The 22740-nt window shown below is 63.9% G+C and carries 21 protein-coding genes; 13 read left to right on the plus strand and 8 right to left on the minus strand.

Features of this window, described 5'->3' with window-relative positions:
- From lpxA to lpxB, 3 genes are read left to right on the plus strand one after another with little or no spacing between them, the layout of a single operon-like run.
- Positions 1-834, plus strand: coding sequence for an acyl-ACP--UDP-N-acetylglucosamine O-acyltransferase (lpxA, locus tag HNQ95_RS08845; protein WP_067962379.1), 834 nt, complete (start codon positions 1-3; stop codon positions 832-834).
- Complete coding sequence (locus HNQ95_RS08850; protein WP_067962376.1) at positions 821-1714, plus strand: LpxI family protein; 894 nt, start codon at positions 821-823, stop codon at positions 1712-1714. Before lpxA ends, HNQ95_RS08850 begins: the two co-directional genes overlap by 14 nt.
- Positions 1711-2874, plus strand: a complete 1164-nt coding sequence (gene lpxB, locus HNQ95_RS08855; protein ID WP_067962371.1) for a lipid-A-disaccharide synthase — start codon at positions 1711-1713, stop codon at positions 2872-2874. Before HNQ95_RS08850 ends, lpxB begins: the two co-directional genes overlap by 4 nt.
- Before the next feature lie 103 nt (positions 2875-2977).
- Here the strand turns inward: lpxB and gltA are convergent, their stop codons facing one another.
- A complete protein-coding gene (gltA, locus tag HNQ95_RS08860; protein ID WP_067962369.1) occupies positions 2978-4267 on the minus strand; it encodes a citrate synthase in 1290 nt (429 codons plus the stop codon).
- A gap of 184 nt (positions 4268-4451) precedes the next feature.
- Positions 4452-5879, minus strand: coding sequence for a glutamate--tRNA ligase (gene gltX / locus HNQ95_RS08865; protein WP_067966607.1), 1428 nt, complete (start codon positions 5877-5879; stop codon positions 4452-4454).
- A gap of 298 nt (positions 5880-6177) precedes the next feature.
- Between gltX and HNQ95_RS08870 the strand changes: the two genes are divergently transcribed.
- On the plus strand, positions 6178-8541 hold the full coding sequence (locus HNQ95_RS08870) for a ComEC/Rec2 family competence protein (protein WP_312874157.1): 2364 nt from the start codon (positions 6178-6180) through the stop codon (positions 8539-8541).
- A 126-nt stretch (positions 8542-8667) separates the two neighbouring features.
- On the opposite strand, the gene lexA is transcribed toward HNQ95_RS08870, so the two are convergent.
- The 6 genes from lexA to HNQ95_RS08900 all read right to left on the minus strand — a co-directional run bounded on the left by lexA (position 8668) and on the right by HNQ95_RS08900 (position 14896).
- Complete coding sequence (gene lexA, locus HNQ95_RS08875; protein ID WP_067962367.1) at positions 8668-9384, minus strand: transcriptional repressor LexA; 717 nt, start codon at positions 9382-9384, stop codon at positions 8668-8670.
- A 105-nt stretch (positions 9385-9489) separates the two neighbouring features.
- Positions 9490-10695: a molybdopterin molybdotransferase MoeA gene (locus HNQ95_RS08880; RefSeq protein WP_182573876.1), complete on the minus strand. Its 1206-nt coding sequence runs from the start codon at positions 10693-10695 to the stop codon at positions 9490-9492.
- The gene (moaC, locus tag HNQ95_RS08885) at positions 10696-11178 is read right to left on the minus strand and encodes a cyclic pyranopterin monophosphate synthase MoaC (RefSeq protein ID WP_182573877.1); all 483 of its coding nucleotides are present in this window, start codon (positions 11176-11178) and stop codon (positions 10696-10698) included.
- Between the two features lies 1 nt (position 11179).
- Entirely contained in the window at positions 11180-11989 is an 810-nt protein-coding gene (gene trpC / locus HNQ95_RS08890) for an indole-3-glycerol phosphate synthase TrpC (RefSeq protein WP_182573878.1), read from the minus strand.
- Positions 11990-11993: 4 nt separating this feature from the next.
- Complete coding sequence (gene trpD / locus HNQ95_RS08895) at positions 11994-13004, minus strand: anthranilate phosphoribosyltransferase (protein ID WP_067962360.1); 1011 nt, start codon at positions 13002-13004, stop codon at positions 11994-11996.
- Positions 13001-14896 (minus strand): SurA N-terminal domain-containing protein, encoded by a 1896-nt coding sequence (locus tag HNQ95_RS08900; protein WP_182573879.1) that lies wholly within the window; start codon positions 14894-14896, stop codon positions 13001-13003. Before HNQ95_RS08900 ends, trpD begins: the two co-directional genes overlap by 4 nt.
- Positions 14897-15043: 147 nt before the next feature.
- Between HNQ95_RS08900 and tpiA the strand changes: the two genes are divergently transcribed.
- The 9 genes from tpiA (at position 15044) to HNQ95_RS08945 (ending at position 22594) form a co-directional block, all read left to right on the plus strand.
- Positions 15044-15808 carry a triose-phosphate isomerase gene (gene tpiA, locus HNQ95_RS08905; RefSeq protein WP_067962354.1) on the plus strand — a complete coding sequence of 255 codons (765 nt, stop codon included), beginning with the start codon at positions 15044-15046 and terminating at the stop codon, positions 15806-15808.
- Positions 15809-15963: 155 nt separating this feature from the next.
- The gene (gene secG / locus HNQ95_RS08910; protein WP_182573880.1) at positions 15964-16413 is read left to right on the plus strand and encodes a preprotein translocase subunit SecG; all 450 of its coding nucleotides are present in this window, start codon (positions 15964-15966) and stop codon (positions 16411-16413) included.
- Positions 16414-16675: 262 nt separating this feature from the next.
- Entirely contained in the window at positions 16676-17725 is a 1050-nt protein-coding gene (locus tag HNQ95_RS08915; protein ID WP_312870920.1) for a L,D-transpeptidase, read from the plus strand.
- A 149-nt stretch (positions 17726-17874) separates the two neighbouring features.
- Positions 17875-19512 carry a CTP synthase gene (pyrG, locus tag HNQ95_RS08920; protein ID WP_154386024.1) on the plus strand — a complete coding sequence of 546 codons (1638 nt, stop codon included), beginning with the start codon at positions 17875-17877 and terminating at the stop codon, positions 19510-19512.
- 61 nt (positions 19513-19573) lie between these two features.
- Complete coding sequence (locus HNQ95_RS08925; protein ID WP_182573881.1) at positions 19574-20116, plus strand: DUF1697 domain-containing protein; 543 nt, start codon at positions 19574-19576, stop codon at positions 20114-20116.
- A gap of 51 nt (positions 20117-20167) precedes the next feature.
- Complete coding sequence (locus HNQ95_RS08930; RefSeq protein WP_182573882.1) at positions 20168-21013, plus strand: VOC family protein; 846 nt, start codon at positions 20168-20170, stop codon at positions 21011-21013.
- Positions 21010-21843, plus strand: coding sequence for a 3-deoxy-8-phosphooctulonate synthase (gene kdsA / locus HNQ95_RS08935; protein WP_067962342.1), 834 nt, complete (start codon positions 21010-21012; stop codon positions 21841-21843). Before HNQ95_RS08930 ends, kdsA begins: the two co-directional genes overlap by 4 nt.
- An 89-nt stretch (positions 21844-21932) precedes the next feature.
- Positions 21933-22136, plus strand: a complete 204-nt coding sequence (locus HNQ95_RS08940) for a dodecin family protein (protein ID WP_067962338.1) — start codon at positions 21933-21935, stop codon at positions 22134-22136.
- A gap of 92 nt (positions 22137-22228) precedes the next feature.
- A complete protein-coding gene (locus HNQ95_RS08945) occupies positions 22229-22594 on the plus strand; it encodes a PRC-barrel domain-containing protein (RefSeq protein WP_067962336.1) in 366 nt (121 codons plus the stop codon).
- Positions 22595-22740: the final 146 nt, after the last annotated feature.

The raw sequence follows: 22740 nt of genomic DNA on the forward strand, positions 1-22740 counted from the left end.
ATGACTGAAACCTTTATCCATCCTGCCGCTGTCGTCGAAGCCGGTGCACAACTGGGTGCAGGCGTCCGCATTGGTCCTTTCTGCCATGTCAGCGCTGATGCCGTCATCGGTGACCGCGTCGAACTGTTGAGCCATGTCGCGATCCTGGGTGCAACGACGCTGGGTGAGGGCTGCACGGTGTTTCCGCAGGCAACGCTTGGCGCTGCGCCCCAGAACAACAAGCACAAGGGTGGCCGCACGACGCTCACTGTCGGCAAGAATTGCACGATGCGTGAAGGCGTGACCATGCATGTCGGCACCGACACCAGTCGAGGTGTCACGACCGTCGGCGACAACGGGCTGTTCCTCGCCTATGCGCATATTGCGCATGACTGCATCGTCGGCGACAACGTCACCATGGCCAATGTCGCGACCCTCGGCGGGCACGTCGAAGTCGGCAACAATGTCACGCTTGGTGGCCTGTGTGCCGTCCATCAGATGACGCGTATCGGTCACCATGCCTTTGCCGGCGGTGGCGCGATCATTGATGGCGACATCATCCCCTATGGCATGGTGATGGGCAATCGCGCCCGCCTGCGTGGGCTCAACGTCATCGGCATGCGCCGCTCCGGCCTGCCGCGCGCCGAGATCTTCGCCTTGCGCAAGGCCTACAAGATGATCTTCGACCCAACCCGTTCGGTGGCCGAGAGCATCCCGCTAGTCGAACGCGAATTCGCCGGCTCGCCCATCGTGCGTGACGTCCTGGATTTCATCCAGGCGCGCGGCAAGCGCCACTTCACCGTGCCGCCGCTCAGAAACGCCGTCGCCGAAGACGCCGCCGATGACGAAGGCTGAGGGCGGAAAGAGGATCAACCTTTCCGCGACCGACCGGATTGCTGTCGTTGCCGGCAGCGGTCGGCTCCCGGTCAATGTCGCCGACAGTCTCGCCGAGGCCGGGCACAAGCCTTTCATCGTTCTGATTGACGGTGAGACCGATCCCGGCACCAGCCTCTGGAGCTATGCCGGCGAGCGGCTTGCCATCGAGCAGTTCGCCTCGCTGGTGCCTTTGCTCAAGCGCCACGACATCACCCATTGCGTGCTTGCCGGTGGCATCAGCCGTCGCCCGGTGTGGCGGGCCATTCGCCCCAGCATCGCCCTGCTGCGTGTCCTGCCGCGCGCGCTTGCAGCGCTTGCCCGCGGCGACGACGGCCTGCTGCGCATCCTGGTCACGACGATCGAAGACAACGGTATCAAGGTCGTCGGCGCACATCAGGTCGTTCCGGAGCTGCTGGCCGTGGCCGGCAGCATGGGGGCGCTGGCGCCCCAGCAGAGTGACTGGGCCGACCTTCGAGCAGGCCAGGAGGCCGCACGCACGATCGGTGCGCTTGATATCGGCCAGGCGGCGGTTGCCATAGGCGGGCGCGCCATCGCACTCGAAGGCATCGAGGGCACAGACCTGTTGCTCGAACGCGTGCGCGAGCTACGCGACAATGGCCGCATTGCCGGGCGAAAGCGCGGCGTTCTGGTGAAATGCGCCAAGCCTGACCAGGAACTGCGTGCGGACTTGCCGACAATCGGCCCAGCAACGGTCGATGCTGCGCATGCAGCGGGGCTTGCCGGGATCGGCATTGAGGCCGGACGCTCACTGGTGCTCGATTATGGCGAGGTGGTCGAACGCGCCGACAGGCTCGGCTTGTTCGTCATCGGCCTGTCCGGCGAGGGAAATGAGCGATGACCCAGCCACCGCTCAAGATTGCCATCGTCGCGGGCGAGGAGTCGGGCGATCTGCTCGGCACCGATCTGGTGCAGGCGCTGCAGCGCTTGAGCGGGCGCGAGGTCAGGCTTGTCGGCACTGGCGGCCGGCATCTGCAGGAGCTTGGCCTTTCGCCGCTGTTCAATGCCAGCGAGATCGCATTGATGGGACTGACGGCGGTCATTCGCGACCTGCCGCGCCTGATCAGGCGGATTGGCCAGACCGCCCGTTTCGTCGCGGCCGAAAAGCCGGATTGCCTTGTAACCATCGACAGCCCGGATTTTTCGCTGCGCGTTGCCAGGAAAGTGCGGGCGCTCGATCCCACTATTCCTATCATCCATTACATCTGCCCGAGCGTCTGGGCCTGGCGACCGGGACGGGCCAAGGCGATGAAGCCGCATGTCGACGAGGTACTGTGCATCCTGCCGTTCGAGCCGGCCGAACTGGAGCGCCTGGGCGGCCCACATGGTACATTTGTCGGCCATCGCCTGACGACCGATCCGGGCATCGCCATTGCCGCGGCGATGCAGGAGGGAAAGGCCAATCCGGCGCCTGACCGCGAGAAGACGCTTCTACTTTTGCCGGGATCGCGCCGCAGCGAAGTGCGCAGCCTGATCGGTCCATTTGGTGAGACCGTTTCGATCCTGCGCGCACGCGGCCATCGTATGCGGCTGCTCTTGCCGACGGTGCCGCATGTCGCCGGCCTCGTCGAAGAGGCTGTCTCCACCTGGCAGCAAAAGCCGGAGATTATCCTCGATCCGCAGCACAAGTGGCAGGCCTTTGGCGAAGCCGACGCAGCCCTGATCGCATCGGGCACGGTGTCGCTGGAACTCGCGCTTGCGGGTGTGCCGATGTTGTCGTCCTACAAACTCGACACGCTGGCGCGGATGATCCAGAGCATGGTCACGGTGTGGAGTGCTGCACTGCCCAACTTGATTGCCGACAGGCCGGTCGTGCAGGAAAACTACAACGAGTATGTGCGCCCGCAATGGATGGCGCGCTATGTCGAAGGCCTGTTCGAGGATGGCGCCCTTCGACGCTGGCAGAAAGACGGTTTTGCCGAAATTGCCAGACGCATGGCGACCGAACGGCCGTCGGGCGAGATCGCTGCCGAAACGGTTCTCAAACACATCACGAAATGAAAGACACCCGCCGAGGCAATGGCCTAGCGGGTGTTTTTCAAGTCGTTCGCAGCTTCGAGCTGCGACGGCGCCGCGCGCCTGAACGAACGCGGCGCTGAAAGGCTCAGCGCTTGGCGATCGGCACGTAGTCGCGTTCGGTGGCGCCGGTGTAGAGCTGGCGCGGACGGCCGATCTTCTGGCGCGGATCCTCGATCATTTCCTTCCACTGCGCGATCCAGCCAACGGTGCGGGCGAGCGCGAACAGCACGGTGAACATGGTGGTGGGGAAGCCCAGCGCCTTCAGCGTGATGCCTGAATAGAAGTCGATGTTCGGATACAGCTTCTTCTCGATGAAATACTCGTCGGTCAGCGCGATGCGCTCGAGTTCCATTGCCACGTCGAGCATCGGATCGTCCTTGATGCCGAGCTCGCCCAGCACTTCATGCGTGGTCTTCTGCATGATCTTGGCGCGCGGATCGTAGTTTTTGTAGACGCGGTGGCCGAAACCCATCAAGCGGAACGGATCGTTCTTGTCCTTGGCGCGGGCGACGAACTCGGGAATTCGGTCGACGTGGCCGATCTCGCTGAGCATGTTGAGCGCTGCTTCATTGGCGCCGCCATGTGCGGGGCCCCACAGGCAGGCGATGCCGGCGGCGATGCAGGCGAACGGATTGGCACCCGACGAGCCGGCGAGGCGCACGGTCGAGGTCGAGGCGTTCTGTTCGTGGTCGGCGTGCAGGATGAAGATGCGCTCCATAGCGCGGGCCAGCACTGGGTTGACCTTGTACTCCTCGCACGGCACGGCAAAGCACATGTGCAGGAAGTTGGCGGCAAAGTTCAGCTCGTTCTTGGGGTAAATGAACGGCTGGCCGATGTGGTACTTGTAGGCCATCGCGGCGATCGTCGGCATCTTTGCGATCAGGCGGATCGAGGCGACCATGCGCTGGTGCGGATCGGAGATGTCGGTCGAGTCGTGATAGAAGGCCGACAGCGCGCCGACCACGCCGCACATCACCGCCATCGGGTGTGCGTCGCGGCGGAAGCCGGTGAAGAAGCGCGACATCTGCTCGTGCACCATGGTGTGGCGCGTGACGCGGTAGTCGAAGTCGTCCTTCTGCGCCTTGGTCGGCAGTTCGCCGTAGAGCAGGAGGTAGCAAACTTCGAGAAAGTCGCCGTGCTCGGCGAGCTGGTCGATCGGATAGCCGCGGTGCAGCAGGACACCGGCGTCGCCGTCGATGAAGGTGATTTCCGATTCGCAGCTTGCGGTGGAGGTGAAGCCCGGGTCGTAGGTGAATGCGCCGGTCGTTGCGTAGAGCGATGCAATGTCGATCACATCTGGTCCGACCGTTCCGCCGCGGACCTTGAACTCGTGGGTCTGGCCGCGGAACTCCAGTTTGGCGGTCGAATCAGTCATCGCATACTCCTTAGTGCTGAGTTGCCGCCTTGCGCGGCGCAATCGTCATAACAAGGCAACCCATTAGGCCCGGAACGCTTGAACTCGCTTCCCAGCTTTCCCGCTGCTTTCAAATTGACCTGTTGCCGCAATGTTGCACCGCAACAGCCTCATTTCAATGCAAAACTAGGAAAGCACTGCTGACCTAATCGATTTGATCAAAAATGCGGGCTAGACTTTCGTCGCGCCCTAGAACGGCGAGCACATCGAACACTCCGGGGGAAGTGCTCTTGCCCGTCAGGGCGGCCCGCAAAGGCTGCGCCACGCCGCCCAATTTAAGATTTTCGCGGCCGGCAAACTCGCGGATCGCGGCCTCTGCATTGGCCGCCGTCCAGTCGGCGGCAGCGACCGTCGCGAGCGCCGCATGCGCGCCCTTGAGGATATCCTTGGCTGGGCCGGCGAGCAGGCCGGCGGCCTTCTCATCGAGCGGCAGCGGACGCTGGGCAAACAGGAAGCCTGCGCCGTCAGCCAGTTCGATCAGCGTCTTGGCACGCTCCTTGAGGCCCGGCATGGCGGCAAGCAGCTGTGCCTTGCGCGTGTCGTCGAGCCCGCCGAGGATGGCATCGCCGCCGGGCAGATAGGGCAAGGTGGCAACGAAGATGTCGAACAGCTTCTTGTCGTCCATCTGGCGCATATGAACGCCGTTCAGCGCCTCGAGCTTGGCAAAGTCGAAGCGTGCCGCACCCTTGTTGACGTCCTCGATCTCGAACCAGCTGATCATGTTCTCGATGCTCATCACCTCGTCGTCGCCATGGCTCCAGCCGAGGCGGGCGAGGTAGTTGAGCAGGGCCTCAGGCAAATAGCCCATGGCGCGATAAGCATCGACGCCGAGCGCGCCATGGCGCTTGGACAGTTTTGCGCCGTCCGCACCATGGATCAGCGGGATATGCGCCATCACCGGCACGTCCCAGCCCATGGCATTGTAGATGACGGTCTGGCGCGCGGCGTTGGTCAGGTGGTCGTCGCCACGGATGATGTGGGTGACGCCCATGTCGTGATCGTCGACGACGACAGCATGCATGTAGGTCGGTACGCCGTCCGAACGCAGGATGATGAAATCGTCGAGATCCTTGTTGGGAAAGCGCACGTCACCCTGCACGCGGTCGAGCACCAGCGTCTCGCCGTCCTGCGGCGCCTTGATGCGAATGACCGGCTTGACGCCCGCCGGCGCCTCGGACGGGTCGCGGTCGCGCCAGCGGCCGTCATAGCGTGGCGGCTTGCCCTCGGCGCGCGCCTTCTCGCGCATCTCGGTCAGCTCTTCCTGCGAGGCGTAGCAATAATAGGCTTTGCCCATGCGCACGAGTTCTTCGGCCACCTCGCGATGGCGCGCCGCACGCTCGAACTGCGAAATCGGCTTACCCTCCCAGGTCAGGCCGAGCCAGGTCAGGCCCTCGAGGATCGCGGCAGTTGCGGCGTCGGTCGAGCGCTCGCGGTCGGTGTCCTCGATACGCAGCAGCATGGTGCCGCCGGTGTGGCGGGAATAAAGCCAGTTGAAGAGAGCGGTACGCGCGCCACCAATGTGCAGATAGCCGGTGGGCGAGGGGGCGAAGCGGGTGACGACAGGCATGGCGATTTCCAAGGGAAGCAGGGCGCTTGGCCGAAAACCGGCGGCGCATGGCGTTTGTGTGCGGTTGATGTAGCATAGAAGGTCTGGGGCGCAAGAGGCAGGCCCGATGGGCGACCGCATGCGGGAGGGGCAAGCCGGTAACAATCCGGTGGTCGAAGCCAGCGAGCGCGACTTGCTGACCTCTCCGGCTGTGCCTGCCGTTGCGTGGACACCACCAGCTCTGCCCGAGAGAGATGCTGCTCCTGACGCCGATGCATCGCCGTTTCAGCGAGGACACAAGTCCTGGCTACGGCAAGGATCGCAATTGCTGGTCGGTCACCGGATCACCGCACGATCCACCCTGGCCGCGATCGAAACGGAACTCGACCGCGGTGCGGCGTTCCTGCTTCTTCCGGTTTTTCTGGCCGCTGGTGCCCTGGTGTATTTCGCGCTTCCGAACGAGCCGGATCTCGCGCCGCTCGTCATTGTGTCAGCGACACCGGCCGTCCTCGCCTTCCTAACGCGCGGACGGCGGCCTGTTCACTACGCGCTGGCCGCACTCGCCGCCTCAATGCTCGGCATGGCGGGTGCAAAGTTCGAGACGGAACGCATGGCAACGAAGATGCTGGGCGCCGAGATCTCGACTGCCATCACCGGGCGAGTCGTCGAAATCGACAATCTGGACAAGGGTAGGGTGCGGCTGACGCTCGACGTTCTGGCGACCGCGCGCCCGGTCTTGCGTTATACGCCCGATCGGGTGCGGCTCGTTGCCCGCAAGCTTCCTGAGGGCGTCATGGCGGGGTCCGAGGTGACGGGTTATGTCAGGCTGATGCCGCCGTCCGGGCCTGTGCGGCCGGGCAGCTATGATTTTTCCTTCGAAAGCTATTTCGACGGCATCGGCGCCAGCGGCTTTTTCATGAAAGGCCCAGAGTTTGCTGCAACCACCCAGCCGCTGTCGGCCAGTGATCGTGCATTCGCGTCAATCGAGAATGTGCGCCAGAAGATTGCCCAGCGCATTCGCGACCGCATTGGCGGTCCGGAGGGCGAAATCGCGGCTGCCCTGGTCGTCGGCGTGAGCGGCGGCATTCCCGAGGATGTCAACGAGGCGCTGCGGCGTACCGGGCTCTACCACATCATCTCGATCTCGGGTCTGCACATGGCGATGGTCGCAGGCACGGTCATGCTTTTGATGCGGCTATGCTTCGCCGCCTTTCCCGGGTTCACCTCGCACCGGCCGGTCAAGAAGTGCGCGGCAGGCGCAGCACTGCTCGCCATCGGTGGCTATCTGTTCATTTCAGGCGCCGAGGTCGCGGCGCAACGCAGCTTCATCATGCTGGCGGTGATGCTGACGGCCGTGCTGTTCGACCGCGCAGCACTCACCATGCGCAACCTGGCGATCTCGGCCGTCGTCGTGATCATGATCTCGCCCCACGAAGTCGTCGGGCCGAGCTTCCAGATGTCGTTCGCCGCAACGGCAGCCCTCGTTGGCGCATATGCCTGGTGGTCGGATCGGCGGGAGGAGCAGGCGCTGCCGGTAGGTCAGAGATCGCAGCCGTCCAAAATCTGGCGCTGGCTTGCGACAGTTGCGATAGGTCTCGCCGCGACGTCGGTGATTGCCGGGCTCGCGACCAGCGTTTTGGGCGCATGGCATTTCCAACGTGTCTCGCCCCTCAGCCTGTTCGCCAATCTGGCAGTCAGCCCGTTTGTGTCAGTCCTGGTCATGCCCTTTGCCGTCATGGCTGGCATCTTCATGCCGCTTGGACTCGACGGCCCCTTCCTCGACACGATGGGCTTCGGCCTGAAGGCAATGATTGGCATCGCCACCTGGTTCTCCGAGCGCTCGCCGGTCGATGCGGTCGGCCTTGTCTCGTCACATGCGGTATTGTTGCTCACTGCAGCACTCGTCATCGCGTCTACGGCAACGACCTGGCTGCGCGCCGCCGCACTGCCATTCGCGGCCCTTGGGCTGCTGACGGTCGTGGAAACGGAAACGCCCAACGTTCTCGTTTCGGAAGATGGCCGCCTCGTCGGCGTCCCGGTCGACGATGGCAAGCTTGCCGTCAATCGCGTCCGGCCGAACCAGTTCACCGTCGACAACTGGCAGCGCGCGCTGGCGTCGGAAACACTTGTCACCCCGGCCCGTTCGGCCGCGAATGCAACGAACGGGACTGTCCGTTTGCCCAGCGAGACCGGCTCACAGCCAACAGCCGAGGCAGATGTCGCCGGTACGATACCCGGCAAACCAGTATCTGGAGAGCTAAACGCCGCCGGCGCGGACGCCTTCGTCTGTGACAGCGGGCTGTGCACGGTTCAACAACCGGAGGGGGCACGGATCGTCCATGCAGCGAATGCGAGCGCCGCTGCACGAGCCTGCGACAACGCGGATCTCATCGTCGTCGACGATGCCACGGCAAGCGACGTCTGCCCCGGCGTGGCCGTGCTCACCAAACGCGAGCTGGCGCGCCTTGGCAGTGCGTCGATATTCATCACAGCCGCGGCGGCTGGCGTAGATCGGGCGGTCGAGATACGCCACGCCGTGGCGGAACCGTACCGCCCGTGGCATGCGCAGCGCCAATTTTCGCGCGAGGCGAGGGGCCTTCCACCCTACAAGCGAGCGGAGATGCCCCCGAAGACACCTGCCGGGGCAACCACGGCGCACCCGAAAGCGCCGACTGCGACCACACGGTGAGTCCGAAATCTGTACCCGCCGTCGCAGAGCCGTCAGATACGGCACGATAGCAACAGGGCAGATCAGTCCGGCTTACAGATTGCAGCAGGATGGGCAGGCCGAGGTGGCGGAAACGCAGCCCGGCAATCAATAGCGGCGGATCAGGCCGACAAGCTTGCCCTGCACCTTGACCCTGTCCGGTCCGAAGATGCGGGTCTCATAGGCCGGATTGGCGGCCTCAAGAGCGATCGAGGCACCCTTGCGGCGGAAACGCTTGAGCGTCGCTTCTTCGTCGTCGACGAGGGCGACGATGATCTCACCGGGATTGGCCGTGGTCGAGCTGCGGATGACCACAGTGTCGCCGTCGAAGATGCCGGCCTCGATCATCGAGTCGCCCTTGACCTCGAGCGCGTAATGCTCGCCGCCCATGATCATGTCTGGCGGCACCGAAATCGAATGCGTCTTGTGCTGGATGGCGTCGATCGGCACACCGGCAGCGATGCGTCCCATGACGGGAATGGCAACCGCCGAAGCAACATCGTCGTCATTGCCTGCCGACATGCTGCGTGACGGCTCGGGTTTGCGGCCGAGGCTACCCTCGATGACGCTGGGCGAGAACTTCTTCGCCGCGTTGAGGCCAGGCGCGATCGAATCGGGCAGGCGCAGCACTTCAAGCGCGCGCGCCCGGTTGGGCAGACGCCTGATGAAGCCGCGTTCTTCGAGCGCCGTGATCAGGCGATGTATGCCGGACTTGGAGGCGAGGTCGAGTGCTTCCTTCATCTCGTCGAAGGACGGCGGAATACCCGCTTCCTTCAGCCGCTCGTGGATGAATAGCAAAAGCTCGTGTTGTTTGCGCGTCAGCATCGCCACCCCCGAGGAATCAGAAGAAAAACAAACCCAGAACAAACACTATCTGTTCCAGTTGTGTTCCGCAACTGTTGATATTTCGTGAAGGGTGGAAGGTGCTGCTCAGCGCAACATCATCACCTGGCAGGCGCTGCCGGCTTCGACTGCAGGCGCGAAGGGCACCCGCACGATGGCGCAGTTGGCGTCGGCCAGCGTGCGCAGCATCGAAGAGTCCTGGATCAGGTAGGGTGTGACGACGAGACCCTCAGCGGTCTCGCGCGCAATCGCGCGGACAAAGTCCTGGCGCAGGTCGTTGGCCGCCATTGCCGTGTCGAGAATGCCGTTGCGCATGTCGGGTGAATAAGGGCGGCCGCCAAGCTTCGCCAGCAGAGGTTTCAGGAAAATCTGCGAGCAGATCAGGCTGGCGACCGGATTGCCCGGCAGGCCGACGCAGCGGCTGTTGCCGAGCCGGCCGAACATCAGCGGCTTGCCCGGGCGCATCGCGATCTTCCAGAAGTTGAGATCCATGCCGAGATCGGTCAGGACACGGTGAACGAGGTCGTGGTCGCCGACCGAAGCGCCGCCCAGCGTGACGATCACATCGGCGTCGGCGGCGAGCGCCTTGGCGACCAGTGCGGAGATTGCCTCGGTGCGGTCGGCGGCGATGCCGAGATCGAGTACGCGCGCGCCAACCGACTGAACGATCGCCGCGACGCCATAGGCGTTGGAGGCGATGATCTGGTCGGGCCCGGGATTGCTGCCCGGCGGCAACAGCTCGTCGCCGGTGGCGATGATGGCGACCAGAGGCGCCCGCAGCACTTCGACGCTGGGATGATTGGCAGCTGCGATCAGCGAGAGCGCTGCCGGGTCGAGCACACGTCCTGCATCAAGGATGAGGTCGCCCTGCTTGAAGTCGAGGCCCCTGGCGCGGATGTTGCGGCCAGCAAGCGTTGGCTCGAGCACCGCGATCTCGCCATTGCCGAGATCGCGAACGTTCTCCTGAATGACGACGGTATCAGTGCCTTGTGGCACCGGTGCGCCGGTGAAGATGCGGACGCACTCGCCTGGTCCGACGGTGCCCGTGAACTGCTTGCCGGCGGGTGCCTGGCCGATAACCTTGAGCTGCGCCGGCAGTGAAGCGATGTCGGCGGCCTGGACGGCGTAGCCATCCATGGCGGAGGCGTCAAAGGGCGGCTGGGTGCGCAGGGCGTGTAGTGGAGCCGACAGCACGCGGCCTGATGCCTGGGCAAGGCCTACAGTTTCCGTGCCGCGCGGTTCGGCAGCGTCGAGCAGGCGCGCCAGGGCGTCGGCGACGGGCAGCAGCGCCATCTATTCGGCAGCCTTGTAGTCGCCCGACTTGCCGCCGGTCTTCTCGACCAGCCGGATGCCGGAGATCACCATGCCGCGATCGGCGGCCTTGGCCATGTCGTAGATGGTAAGGCAGGCGACCGAGGCAGCCGTCAGCGCTTCCATCTCGACGCCGGTCTTGCCGGTGACGCGGGCAAGCGCCGTGACGCGCAGGCCGGGCAGCGCCTCATCTGGCTCGATCTCGACCGAAACCTTGGTCAAAAGAATGGGATGGCAGAGCGGCACGAGCTCATGGGTGCGTTTGGCCGCCATGATGCCGGCGATGCGGGCGGTGCCGAGCACGTCACCCTTCTTGGCGTTGCCCGACAGGATCAACGCCAGTGTCTCCGGGCGCATGACGACATGGCCTTCGGCAATTGCCGTGCGTGTCGTCTCGGCCTTGTCGCCGACGTCGACCATGTTGGCCTCGCCGGTGGCGCCGATATGGGTGAGGGTGGTTGCCATGTCAGGCGCTTGCCAGGGCTGCGCCATCGAGCAGCGCACGCGTCGCCGAGGTCACGTCGGCCTGCCGCATCAGGCTTTCGCCGACGAGGAAACTGGAGATGCCGGATTTCTGCAGACGCAGGCAATCGGCATGCGTGAAGATGCCGCTTTCGCCGACCAGCAGCCGGTCTGCCGGCACCATCGGCGCGAGGCGCTCCGACGTGTCGAGGCTGACCTCGAATGTGCGCAGGTTGCGGTTGTTGATGCCGAGCAGGCGCGACTGAAGCTTCAGCGCGCGTTCTGTCTCTTCTTCGTCATGGACCTCGACGAGCACGTCCATGCCGATTTCGAACGCCTCATCCTCGATACGCCTGGCATCGTCGTCGCTCAGGCTCGCCATGATGATCAGGATCGCGTCCGCGCCCCAGGCACGTGCTTCGTGCACCTGGTAGGGTTCGAACATGAAGTCCTTGCGCAATGCCGGCAAGGCGCAGGCGTCGCGCGCGGCGGTCAGGAACTCCGGTGCGCCCTGGAAGGACGGCGTGTCGGTCAGCACCGACAGGCAGGCAGCGCCGCCGTCGGCATAGGCCCTGGCGAGCGCCGGCGGATCGAAGTCGGGACGGATCAGGCCTTTGGACGGGCTCGCCTTCTTGATCTCGGCGATCAGGCCAAAGCGGCTTTCACTGTGCCTGGTTTCGAGTGCCGCGAGAAAGCCGCGCGGCTTGGTGACGTCGCGGGCGCGCGCCTTGAGCTCGGCGAGCGGCAGCAGCGCCTTCGCTGCGGCGATCTCGTCGCGCTTGTAGGCTTCGATGCGGCGCAGGATATCGGCCATGTCTCTATCCGTTCGAAACGGCGACCAGTCGGTCGAGCACTGCCTTGGCGCGGCCGCTGTCGATTGCCTCGGCGGCAAGCGGCACGCCTTCGCCGATCGTTGCAGCCTTGCCGGCAACGACGAGGCCGGCACCGGCATTCATCAGCACCGTGTCGCGATAGGCACCCTTGGCACCTTCCAGAACCCCGCGCAGGGCAGCGGCATTGTAGGCGGAATCGCCGCCGCGCAGCTCTTCGCGCGTATGCTTGCTCAAGCCGACCTGTTCGGGCGCCAGCGTAAACGTGGTGATCACACCGTCCTTGAGGGCTGCGACATGGGTCTCACCCGTCGTGGTGATCTCGTCATAACCATCGCCGTGGACCACCCAGACGTGCTGGGCGCCAAGTTCCTTCAGCGTCTCGGCCACCGGACGCACCCATTCGGGCGAGAACACGCCAACCAGCTGGCGGTTGACGCCGGCGGGATTGGAGAGCGGGCCGAGCAGGTTGAAGATGGTGCGGGTGCCAAGTTCGACGCGGGTCGCGCCGACATGCTTCATCGCCGGGTGATGCGCCGGCGCGAACATGAAGCCGACGCCGGCGTCATGGATGCAGCGGCCGATCGCCTCGGGCGTGAGGTCGATGTTGACGCCAAGGGCGGTCAGAACGTCGGCGGCGCCGGTCAGCGAGGACAGGCCGCGATTGCCGTGCTTGGCGACAGGCACACCTGCGCCCGCGATGACGAAGGCCGAGGCAGTCGAGATGTTGACGCTGTGCGAACCGTCACCGCCGGTGCCGACGATGTCGATGGCATCGGCAGGGGCTTCGACGCGCAGCATCTTGTCGCGCATGGTGGCAACGGCGCCCGATATCTCGCTTACGGTCTCGCCGCGCACCCGCAGCGCCATGAGAAAGCCACCGATCTGGCCGGGCGTGGCTTCGCCCGACATGATGATGTCAAAGGCCTCGCGTGCCTCCTCGAAGGTGAGAGGGGTGCCCGCGGCGACCTTGGCGATATGCGGCTTGAGTGCGCTCATGGCGTTCCCACCGCAAGTGCGCGGGTGATCGCCGCCTGGTTGATCGTTGCTTGATACTCGCCCTGGAGCTGGGCGACGATCTGGTCGAGCAGGTCGTCCGACATGCCCGAGGCAAACTGCTTCTGCGCGTCCTCTGGCACCGCGCTCTTGTCCGCACCGGCAGGCTCGAACACTTCGGCGACCTTGAACAGAATCTGCGCATCGCCGGCAGGGGCGGGGACGATGCCAGTGCCGCCCTGGCCCATTGCAAACATCGCGGAGGCACCCTCGCGGCCAAAATCGGCATCGTCGGCCTCGCGCTTGAGGCCGCGCTTGGTCTGCTTTTCGAGCTTGAGTTCGCCGGCGATCACGTCGAGCGAGGCACCGTCCTTGAGGCGCTTCTCCAACTCGTCGGCTTTTGCCTTGAGACGCTTCGTCGCTTCGGCAGCGGTCCAGTCGGCGACGACCTTCTCGCGGACCTCGTCGAGCGTGCGGTCGCGGGCAGGCGTGATCTCGTCGACCTCGTAGAAGACGAAACCATTGGTGCCGACATTGAGCGGCGGGTTTTCGGTGCCGGCTTCGGCGGTGAAGGCCGCCTGGATCAGGTTGCGCGAGTCCGGCAGGTCGTTGACGATGGTGCCGTCTGGCTGCTGGCCGGCGCGGTCGATGGCATCGATCGTCACCATCTTGAGCTTCAGCTTGTCGGCGGCAGCCTTCATCGACTCACCTGCGGCGCGGGCGTCCTCGTAGGAGTCGTGCACGTCGAGCAGGATGCGGTTGGCTTCGGCCAGCGCCAACTCCTTGCGGATCTGGTCCTTGACCTCGTCGAAGGTCTTGACGGTTTCCGGCGTGATCTCGCTGACGCGGACCAGCACTGGGCCGAAAGCGCCCTGGACGACGTCGCTGACCTGGTTGGCCTGCAGCGCGAAGGCGGCGTCGGCGACCGCCTTGTCGGCGATCCTGTCCTTGGTCAGCGAGCCGAGGGCCACGTCAGCCGCGGTCTTGCCCTGGTCGGCGACAACCTTGTCGAAGGTCGCACCACCCTTGATCGCATCGGAAGCAGCCTTGGCCGCATCGGCGCTCAGCACAAGCTGGTCGATCTTGCGCGTCTCGGCGGTGGTGAAGTGCGACTTGTTCTTGTCGTAGTCCTGGCGCGCCTGTTCTTCGGTCACGGCTGCGGCATCCATGATGTCTTCCGGCTCGAGCTTGACGTAGCTCAGCTTGCGGAATTCAGGGGCGGCGTAGTTCTTCTTGTTTTCCTCGAACCAGGCCTTGAGCACGTCGTCGCCCGGTGCCGCGATCGGCTCGACGAGCGACTTGGGCAGCGGCAGGTAGTCGATGGTGCGATCTTCGCCGCGGTAAAGTGCGACGGCGCGCAGGAAGGTATCAGGAGCCTCGAGGCCGTCGGAAACGGCTTCGACGATTTGCTGGCGGACCGCAACCTGGGCGCGGTTCTTCAGATAGTCTTCGGGGCGCATGCCGATCTGGCGCAGGATGTATTCAAAAGCCTGGCGGTCGAACTTGCCGTCGGCGCCGCGGAAGGTCGGGTCGTCCCAGGTGAGTTCGGCGAGGCGGTCCTTGGAGAGGCCGAGGCCGAGCTTGCGTGCCTGTTCGTCGAGCACCGCACCGGCGACGAGCTGCGAAAGCACCTGGTTGTCGATGCCGAGCGCGTTGGCCTGGTCGCGGGTCAGGCGCTGGCCGAACTGCTGCGACATGACGTTCATCTGGCGGTCATAGGCGAGGCGGTATTCGACACCTGTAACATGCGTGCCGCCGGCCGTGACCACCTGGTCGCCGCCGAACTGGCTCATCATCTGACCCGAGATGCCCCAGATCGCGAAGCTGACGACGAGGAGCAGAAGCAACAGCTTCGCAACCCAGGTTCCAGCAGCACTTCGCATCGATTCGAGCATGTAACAGATCCCGTATACGCGCATTGTCGCATGCGCCTGCATGAACGAAGCGCAATAGCGCCCTTCGCCGCCAGTGTCGATTGCTTTGTGGCTTGTTTTTGGTAGTGAGGTTGCCCGAGCGAACATCGATTTCGAGGGAAGAGCACTATGACGCCAGGAATCCGCCCACTCGTTGCCGGCAACTGGAAAATGAACGGCACCAGCAACTCGCTCAACGAATTGCGCAACATTGCCGGCGGTTTCATGAGCGGCCTCGATGCCGAGACCGACGCGCTTCTGTGCGTGCCGGCGACGCTGCTTTCGCGTGCTGCCGAGATCCTGCACCGAACCCCGGTCAAGATGGGTGGCCAGGACTGCCATGCCAAGGAGAGCGGCGCCCATACCGGCGACGTTTCCGCCGAGATGCTCAAGGACGCCGGTGCCAGCCACGTTATCGTCGGTCACTCGGAGCGCCGCACCGACCATGGCGAAACCGACGAGATCGTGCGTGCCAAGGCGGAAGCGGCTTGGCGCGCAGGGCTGGTTGCCGTCATCTGTGTCGGCGAAACCCATGCCGAGCGGGAAGGCGGAACGACGCTGCAGGTATTGTCGCGCCAGATCGAAGGCTCGGTGCCGACGACGGCAACGCCTGCCAATGCTGTCATCGCCTATGAGCCGGTCTGGGCGATCGGCACCGGCTTAACGCCCACGGCTGCCGATGTCGCCGAGGCGCATGCCCATATCCGCGAACGCCTTGCCGCGAAGCTGGGGGCGTCGGCTGCCAAGATGCGCATTCTCTATGGCGGTTCGGTCAAGCCGTCCAATGCCAACGAATTGCTGGCTGTCGCCAACGTCGATGGCGCATTGGTCGGCGGCGCCAGCCTCAAGGCGGCAGATTTCCTCGGCATTGCCGACGCCTATCGCAAGCTCTGATTCACCACACGTGACCGTTGCAAAGGCAACGTGTCACCCCATATTCGGCCGGCGGGCTTGGAAATGCCTAGAAAGCATTGTATTGAGCCGCCTCCGGAGTGCCGGGCGCTTTTGTGCGCGGCCCTCCCACGTCAGGAAAGATCCCAGGAAGCGCAATGGAAACCGTCCTCATCGTCATCCACTTGATGGTCGTGCTCGCCCTTGTCGGCGTTGTGCTCCTGCAGCGCTCTGAAGGCGGCGGCCTCGGTATCGGTGGCGGATCGGGCTTTATGACGGCGCGCGGCGCTGCCAACGCGCTGACTCGCGCCACCGCCATCCTCGCGACGGTGTTTTTCGTCACGTCGCTGACGCTGTCGATCGTTGCCCGTTACGGCGCCAAGCCGACCGACATCCTCGACCGCGTACCGACTACCCAGAGTGGAACCACCGGCGGCAACGGCGTTCTCGACCAGCTCGGCGGGTCGACCGCTCCGGCTGCTCCGGCATCAGACGCCACGGCACCCGCGGCTCCCGCGACTCAGCCCGCCGAGCCTGCCGCTTCGGGCACCGAGCAGCCAGCTCCGGCCACGCCGGCAGCCCCTGCGACGCCGCAGGTTCCTAACTAACTATTTACCCTTTGCCGCAACCTGTTGTTGTTTGAACACAGTTGCGGCAAATGCCGCGTCAATCACGACAATTCGATTGGTCAGCCGGTGGTGCCTCCCTTGAGGCGCCTCCGGCTAATCTATTATAGCAGGGTTGCGGCATTCGGCGGGGGAGCCTTGGGGGCACCGCGTTTGGTCGCAAGAAAATTTCGCGTTGAACGTTCGGGATCCCTTCGCCATGCAGCTCCGCCGCATCCTTCTTGCTGGCCTTTGCGCCACTTTCATGAGCTCGACAGCCTTTGCCGCCACCTCGGCCGGCACCGTTGCGGCGCCGCAGCCTGCCGCAAGCGACGTCATCACTGTCGCCGCCAAGAGCGATGCTGCTGAACTCAAGCTGCTCAAGAAAAAGAAGAAGCCGACCGACGAGGACTTGTCGCGAATCAAGGACCTCGAAGCCAAGATCAAGGCCGATAAGGAAGTCGCCCGGCTGAAGATGCTCGAGGCCAAGAAGATGGCGATGCGGGCCGCAGCCAAGGCGAAGGCCGAACAGGCCCGCGAACTTGCCCGCCTGAAGAAGTCTGAAAAGGCTACCGCCCAGGTTGCCACCGCCTCAGCTCCGGCTCCCAAGCGCGATCTCCAGCCGCTCGCTGTGATGAAGCCGATCGAGCCACTGGCGCCCGATGTCGCGGAAGTGGCTTCTGCCGGCAACAATGGCGAGCTGCGCAGCGAGAGCCAGGATCGTCCGCGCCAGACCGGCCTGCTCGCCGGCATCTTCGGCGGCAGCGCGCCGCAGCAGTCGATGCTGCCGCAGACACGTGCGCTCGACGCCGTGCTGCAAGCCAAGCAGGCCAAGAAGCAGTTCAAGGTGAAGTCCGACTTCGAGCCGCAGGAAGTCTCGTTCTCCGGCTACGAGCGCGGCCAGATCGTCGTCGATACCGGCGCGCGCTATCTCTATCTGATCGAATCGTCGTCGACGGCGCGCCGCTATGCGATTGCGGTCGGCCGCGAAGGCCTGGAGTTCAAGGGCAAGGCCACCATCGGCGACAAGCAGGAATGGCCGCGCTGGATCCCGACCAAGGAAATGCAGGAACGCGAGCCCAAGAAGTACGGCCAGTACAAGGACGGCATGAACGGCGGGCCGGAAAACCCGCTGGGAGCGCGTGCCATCTACCTTTACCAGGGCAAGAAGGATACCCATATCCGTATCCATGGTACCAACCAGCCGCAGACGATCGGCACAAACTCTTCGAACGGTTGCTTCCGTATGGTCAACGACCACGTCATGGATCTCTACAACCGCGTGAGGATGGGCTCTGAAGTCATCGTCATGTAAGGCGTTTTCATAACGCTGATAGCGGGCCGGCGGTCACGCCGGCCTTTTTGTTTGGATGGCCTACAGGCAGCAACACTGAACAGCCAGATAGGGAAAAGTCCGACGCGGCGGATTTTTCTCTGGCGGAATCGATTTGGCCGCGTTAAGCGATGAATCCCATGGCGCGATATGTTTTTATTACCGGCGGCGTGGTCTCTTCCCTTGGAAAAGGCATAGCCGCAGCGGCCCTCGGGGCTCTTCTGCAGGCACGCGGATATCGCGTGCGCATCCGAAAACTCGATCCGTATCTCAATGTCGATCCGGGAACGATGTCGCCTTACCAGCATGGTGAGGTGTTCGTGACCGACGACGGCGCGGAAACCGATCTCGATCTGGGTCACTATGAGCGCTTCACCGGGCGTTCGGCGAACCAGAGCGACAACATCACCACCGGCCGCATCTACAAGAACATCATCGAACGCGAGCGGCGCGGCGACTATCTCGGCGCAACCGTCCAGGTCATCCCGCACGTCACGGACGAGATCAAGAACTTCATCCTCGACGGCAATGACGAGTACGACTTCGTGCTCTGCGAGATCGGCGGTACGGTGGGCGACATCGAGGCGATGCCGTTCCTCGAGGCGATCCGCCAGCTCGGCAACGACCTGCCGCGCAACAACGCTGTCTATGTCCATCTGACTTTGATGCCGTACATCCCCACCGCTGGCGAGCTCAAGACCAAGCCGACCCAGCATTCGGTCAAGGAATTGCGCTCGATCGGCATTGCGCCCGACATCCTCCTGGTGCGCGCCGACCGCGACATCCCGAAGGAAGAACGCCGCAAGCTGTCGCTGTTCTGCAATGTGCGCGAATCCGCCGTCATCCAGGCGCTCGACGTCGGCCACATCTACGACGTGCCGCTGGCCTACCATAAGGAAGGTCTGGACTCGGAAGTCCTGGCCGCCTTCGGCATCGATCCGGCACCCAAGCCGCGTCTCGACCCTTGGCAGAATGTGTCGCAGCTGATCCACAACCCGGAAGGCGAAGTTACCATCGCCGTGGTCGGCAAGTACACGGGCCTCAAGGACGCATACAAGTCGCTGATCGAGGCGCTGTCGCATGGCGGTCTCGCCAACAACGTCAAGGTCAAGCTCGACTGGATCGAAAGCGAAGTCTTCGAGAAGGAAGATCCGGCTCCATTCCTCGAAAAGGTCCACGGTATTCTGGTTCCCGGCGGCTTCGGCGAGCGAGGCTCGGAAGGCAAGATCCTGGCGGCCAAGTTCGCCCGCGAGCGCAAGGTGCCGTATTTCGGCATCTGCTTCGGCATGCAGATGGCGTGCATCGAGGCTGCCCGTTCGCTGGCCGGCATCGAGGCTGCTTCGTCGACCGAGTTCGGTTCGACCAAGGAGCCGGTCGTCGGCCTGATGACCGAATGGCTCAAGGGCAACATGCTCGAGAAGCGCAAGGCTTCGGGCGATCTCGGCGGCACGATGCGTCTCGGCGCGTTTGACGCCAAGCTTACCGAAGGCTCGAAGATCGCCGAGATCTATGGCGACACCGACATCTCCGAGCGTCACCGCCACCGCTACGAGGTCAACATCGACTACAAGGACCGCCTCGAAGAGTGCGGCCTGGTCTTTGCCGGCATGTCGCCCGACGGCGTGCTGCCCGAGACCGTCGAGTATCCCGACCATCCCTGGTTCATCGGCGTGCAATACCATCCGGAGCTGAAGAGCCGTCCGCTGGAGCCGCACCCGCTGTTTGCGAGCTTCATCGAAGCCGCTGTCGAACAGAGCCGGCTGGTCTGATATCCATGCGCGCCGACGTGAACTCGCCGGCGCGCATTTCTTTCCCCGGGTGGCCGGCCGCATGACCACCTTTGTCGCGCTGCTCTACAGCGTCGTTCTCGGACCCGGCCGTCGCCTCGTCATGTCCGACTTGCGTGACATGGCGACGGATCTCGGCCTCGAAAATCCGCGTACGCTGGTTGCAACCGGAAACCTCGTCTTCGAGGCAGAAGGCAAGACGGTTTCGGCACTGGAGCGCGAACTCGAAGCGGCGTTCGCGCCAAAATTCGGCAAGCATGTCGATATCATCGTCCGCGATGCCGCCGCCTGGCTGAAGCTCGTCGCTGCCAACCCTTTTCTCGCGGAATCCGAACTGCACGCCGATCAGGTCGGTGTCCGTGTGATGCGCGAGCCGGTGACTTCGGAAGTGATCGAGCGGCTTCGCCCCTATGCCGCCGCCGACGAAAAGCTCACCTCTGTCGACGGCGACATCTGGCTCTATTTTTCCCGCAATATGGCGTCGTCGCGGCTGCTTGGCGCTCTGACGCCCAAGCGCGCCGGTGGTGTCGGCACGTCGCGCAATTGGAACACGGTCCGCCGGCTGGGCGACATGGTGGCGTCGTAGCGCGAGCGGGGCACTCTTGCTTCACATCGGGATTTCGGGCACAGCGCAGCCATGACGAAAACCAACAGCCCGCGGCCGCTCGACCACGTGGTCCTGCCGACCGGTGACCTGACGCTGGCGCGCGACCGGCTTGCCGCACTTGGATTCAGCGTCTCGCCGCAAGGCACGCACCCGTTCGGAACCATCAATTGCTGCGTCTATCTCAGCGACGGCACCTTCCTGGAGCCGCTTGCCGTCGGTGACCGGGTCGCGGCCGACAAGGCGGTTCGTGAAGGCAACGCGTTTGTTGCGCGCGATCGTGTCTTCCGCGACGCGCATGGCGAGGAGGGCTTTTCGGCCGTTGTGTTCGGATCCGGTGACGCCGACGCCGACCATACCGCGTTCGTGGCTGCAGGCGTATCCGCAGGCAGCCGGCTCGATTTTTCGCGTCCTTTCGTCGACGCCTCGGGCAGGTCCGACGTAGCATCGTTTCGGCTGGCCTTCGCTGCCCAGCCCAATGCCGATGCCGACGCCTTCTTTTTCACCTGCGAGCGTGCCAACGTACCTGCCGTCGACCGGTCGGCGCTCCAGGCACATGCCAATGGCGCCAGACGCGTCTTGGCGATCGAGCTTGCTGCCGGAAACATCGCGGCGGCGGCCAAGTTGCTTGCGACAATCGCACGGAGTGCGGCCGACGATGCCGGCGTGGCACTCGCAAATGCGCGGCTAAGCATCCGCTACGGGCCATATGCGCCGGGCATTCGACTTGAAGCCATCGTCTTTGTCGTCGACGATCTTGCCGCGACAAGGGCGCTTCTTGTCGAACGCGCCGTCGCGCACGATCTAGACGGCCAGCGCCTTGTGGTTCCGGCTGCGCCGGGGCAGGGCGCAATCTTCATTTTCGAGGAGCAGAAATGACCAAGCCGAATGCAAATGTGACGGTCGGCAAGACCCTCTTCGCCAATGATGCGCCACTGTCGCTGATCGCCGGCCCGTGCCAGTTCGAATCGCGCCAGCATGCCTTCGACATGGCCGGCAAGCTCAAGGAACTTACCCAGAAACTCGGCATCGGCTTCGTCTACAAGTCAAGCTTCGACAAGGCCAACCGCAGCTCGCTGTCGAGCACGCGCGGCGCGGGCCTCGAAGCTGCGCTGCCCGCCTTCGCCGACCTGCGCAAGGAACTCGGTGTCACCGTCGTCACCGACGTCCACACCGAGGAGCAGTGCGCCATCGTCGCCGAAGTTGTCGACGTGCTGCAGATTCCGGCTTTCCTTAGCCGCCAGACCGACCTGCTGATTGCTGCCGCAAAAACCGGCAAGGTGGTCAACGTCAAGAAGGGCCAGTTCCTGGCGCCTTGGGACATGAAGAACGTGGTGGCAAAGGTGACCGGCTCGGGCAATCCGAACGTACTGGTGACCGAGCGCGGCACGTCGTTCGGCTACAACACGCTGGTCTCCGACATGCGCGGCCTGCCTGTCATGGCCGACATAGGCGCACCCGTGATCTTCGACGCCACCCATTCGGTGCAGCAGCCGGGCGGGCAGGGCGCCACCTCGGGCGGCGAGCGCCGCTTCGTCGAGACGCTGGCGCGGGCGGCCGTTGCCGTCGGCGTTGCCGGCGTGTTCATCGAAACACATGAAGACCCCGACAATTCGACCTCTTCGGACGGTCCCAATATGGTGCCGTTCAAGGACATGCCGGCCTTGCTCGAACGCCTGATGGCCTTCGACCGTATCGCCAAGGGCTGAGGCAGGCTGTCTGCAACTCCAGCTTGAGCCCGGCTTGCGCCGGGCGTAGGCTCGCTTCCGTGACTGAGCGTATCAGCCGGAGAGCCTCCATGTCTGTTGCCCGCGTTACCGAAATCACCTCGTCGTCGACCAAGAGCTTCAAGGACGCCATCGAAGAGGGCATCGCGCGCGCCTCGAAGACGCTCAAGAATGTCGAGGGCGCCTGGATTCAGGACCAGAAGGTCGTCGTCGAGGATGGCAAGATCGTCGCCTACCGGGTCAACATGAAAGTGACCTTCATCCTCAACGACTGAACCGCCGGCATTCCTGTCGCCGGGAAAATCGGGGAACCTCCACGCCGGGGGATCGTTAGTCCTGCATCCACAAACCAACGAGGAGCAGGATCATGACGACAGTCACTGGTCACACCAAAGCCATTCCCGCATCCAGGGTCATCGGCACCAACGTTTACAACACGTCGGGCGAGACCATCGGAACGATCGAGGACGTGATGCTCGACAAGCTGTCGAACGGCATCATGTTTGCCGTCATCGGTTTCGGCGGATTCCTGGGCATTGGCGAGCGCTACCACGCCATACCGTGGTCGACGCTGGACTTCGACAAGGGTCGCGGCGGCTATGTCGTCCCGTTTTCCAAGGAGCAGCTCAAGGCGGCACCCTCCTACTCGGTGAACGAACTGACCGAGGACGATGGCCGTCTGGCGCGCGATGCATCCTATGAACACTACCGCGTCGAGCCTTACTGGCACTAGGCGTGCTGGTGGCGAATGCCTGACAAGCAAAAAGCCCCGCCGAAGCGGGGCTCAGACTGCTGACAAACCCCTGGCGAGAGTTGGGGGTTTGTGATTCAGTGGGTGATGTTGAAGCGAGCCGGCCCTGAACAAACCGCACTTGAGAT

The organism is Aminobacter ciceronei, assembly GCF_014138625.1.
Classification (GTDB): Bacteria; Pseudomonadota; Alphaproteobacteria; order Rhizobiales; family Rhizobiaceae; genus Aminobacter; species Aminobacter ciceronei.

Coding starts and splice junctions, on each gene's coding strand:
- HNQ95_RS08945 (WP_067962336.1), top strand. CDS start 22,229: ATGACGACAGTCACTGGTCACACCAAAGCCATTCCCGCATCCAGGGTC.
- lpxB (WP_067962371.1), top strand. CDS start 1,711: ATGACCCAGCCACCGCTCAAGATTGCCATCGTCGCGGGCGAGGAGTCG.
- lexA (WP_067962367.1), bottom strand. CDS start 9,384: ATGCTGACGCGCAAACAACACGAGCTTTTGCTATTCATCCACGAGCGG.
- trpC (WP_182573878.1), bottom strand. CDS start 11,989: ATGGCCGATATCCTGCGCCGCATCGAAGCCTACAAGCGCGACGAGATC.
- HNQ95_RS08900 (WP_182573879.1), bottom strand. CDS start 14,896: ATGCTCGAATCGATGCGAAGTGCTGCTGGAACCTGGGTTGCGAAGCTG.
- HNQ95_RS08880 (WP_182573876.1), bottom strand. CDS start 10,695: ATGGCGCTGCTGCCCGTCGCCGACGCCCTGGCGCGCCTGCTCGACGCT.
- HNQ95_RS08930 (WP_182573882.1), top strand. CDS start 20,168: ATGACGAAAACCAACAGCCCGCGGCCGCTCGACCACGTGGTCCTGCCG.
- HNQ95_RS08915 (WP_312870920.1), top strand. CDS start 16,676: ATGAGCTCGACAGCCTTTGCCGCCACCTCGGCCGGCACCGTTGCGGCG.
- HNQ95_RS08850 (WP_067962376.1), top strand. CDS start 821: ATGACGAAGGCTGAGGGCGGAAAGAGGATCAACCTTTCCGCGACCGAC.
- pyrG (WP_154386024.1), top strand. CDS start 17,875: ATGAATCCCATGGCGCGATATGTTTTTATTACCGGCGGCGTGGTCTCT.
- secG (WP_182573880.1), top strand. CDS start 15,964: ATGGAAACCGTCCTCATCGTCATCCACTTGATGGTCGTGCTCGCCCTT.
- kdsA (WP_067962342.1), top strand. CDS start 21,010: ATGACCAAGCCGAATGCAAATGTGACGGTCGGCAAGACCCTCTTCGCC.
- tpiA (WP_067962354.1), top strand. CDS start 15,044: ATGACGCCAGGAATCCGCCCACTCGTTGCCGGCAACTGGAAAATGAAC.
- moaC (WP_182573877.1), bottom strand. CDS start 11,178: ATGGCAACCACCCTCACCCATATCGGCGCCACCGGCGAGGCCAACATG.
- gltA (WP_067962369.1), bottom strand. CDS start 4,267: ATGACTGATTCGACCGCCAAACTGGAGTTCCGCGGCCAGACCCACGAG.
- HNQ95_RS08940 (WP_067962338.1), top strand. CDS start 21,933: ATGTCTGTTGCCCGCGTTACCGAAATCACCTCGTCGTCGACCAAGAGC.
- trpD (WP_067962360.1), bottom strand. CDS start 13,004: ATGAGCGCACTCAAGCCGCATATCGCCAAGGTCGCCGCGGGCACCCCT.
- lpxA (WP_067962379.1), top strand. CDS start 1: ATGACTGAAACCTTTATCCATCCTGCCGCTGTCGTCGAAGCCGGTGCA.
- HNQ95_RS08925 (WP_182573881.1), top strand. CDS start 19,574: ATGACCACCTTTGTCGCGCTGCTCTACAGCGTCGTTCTCGGACCCGGC.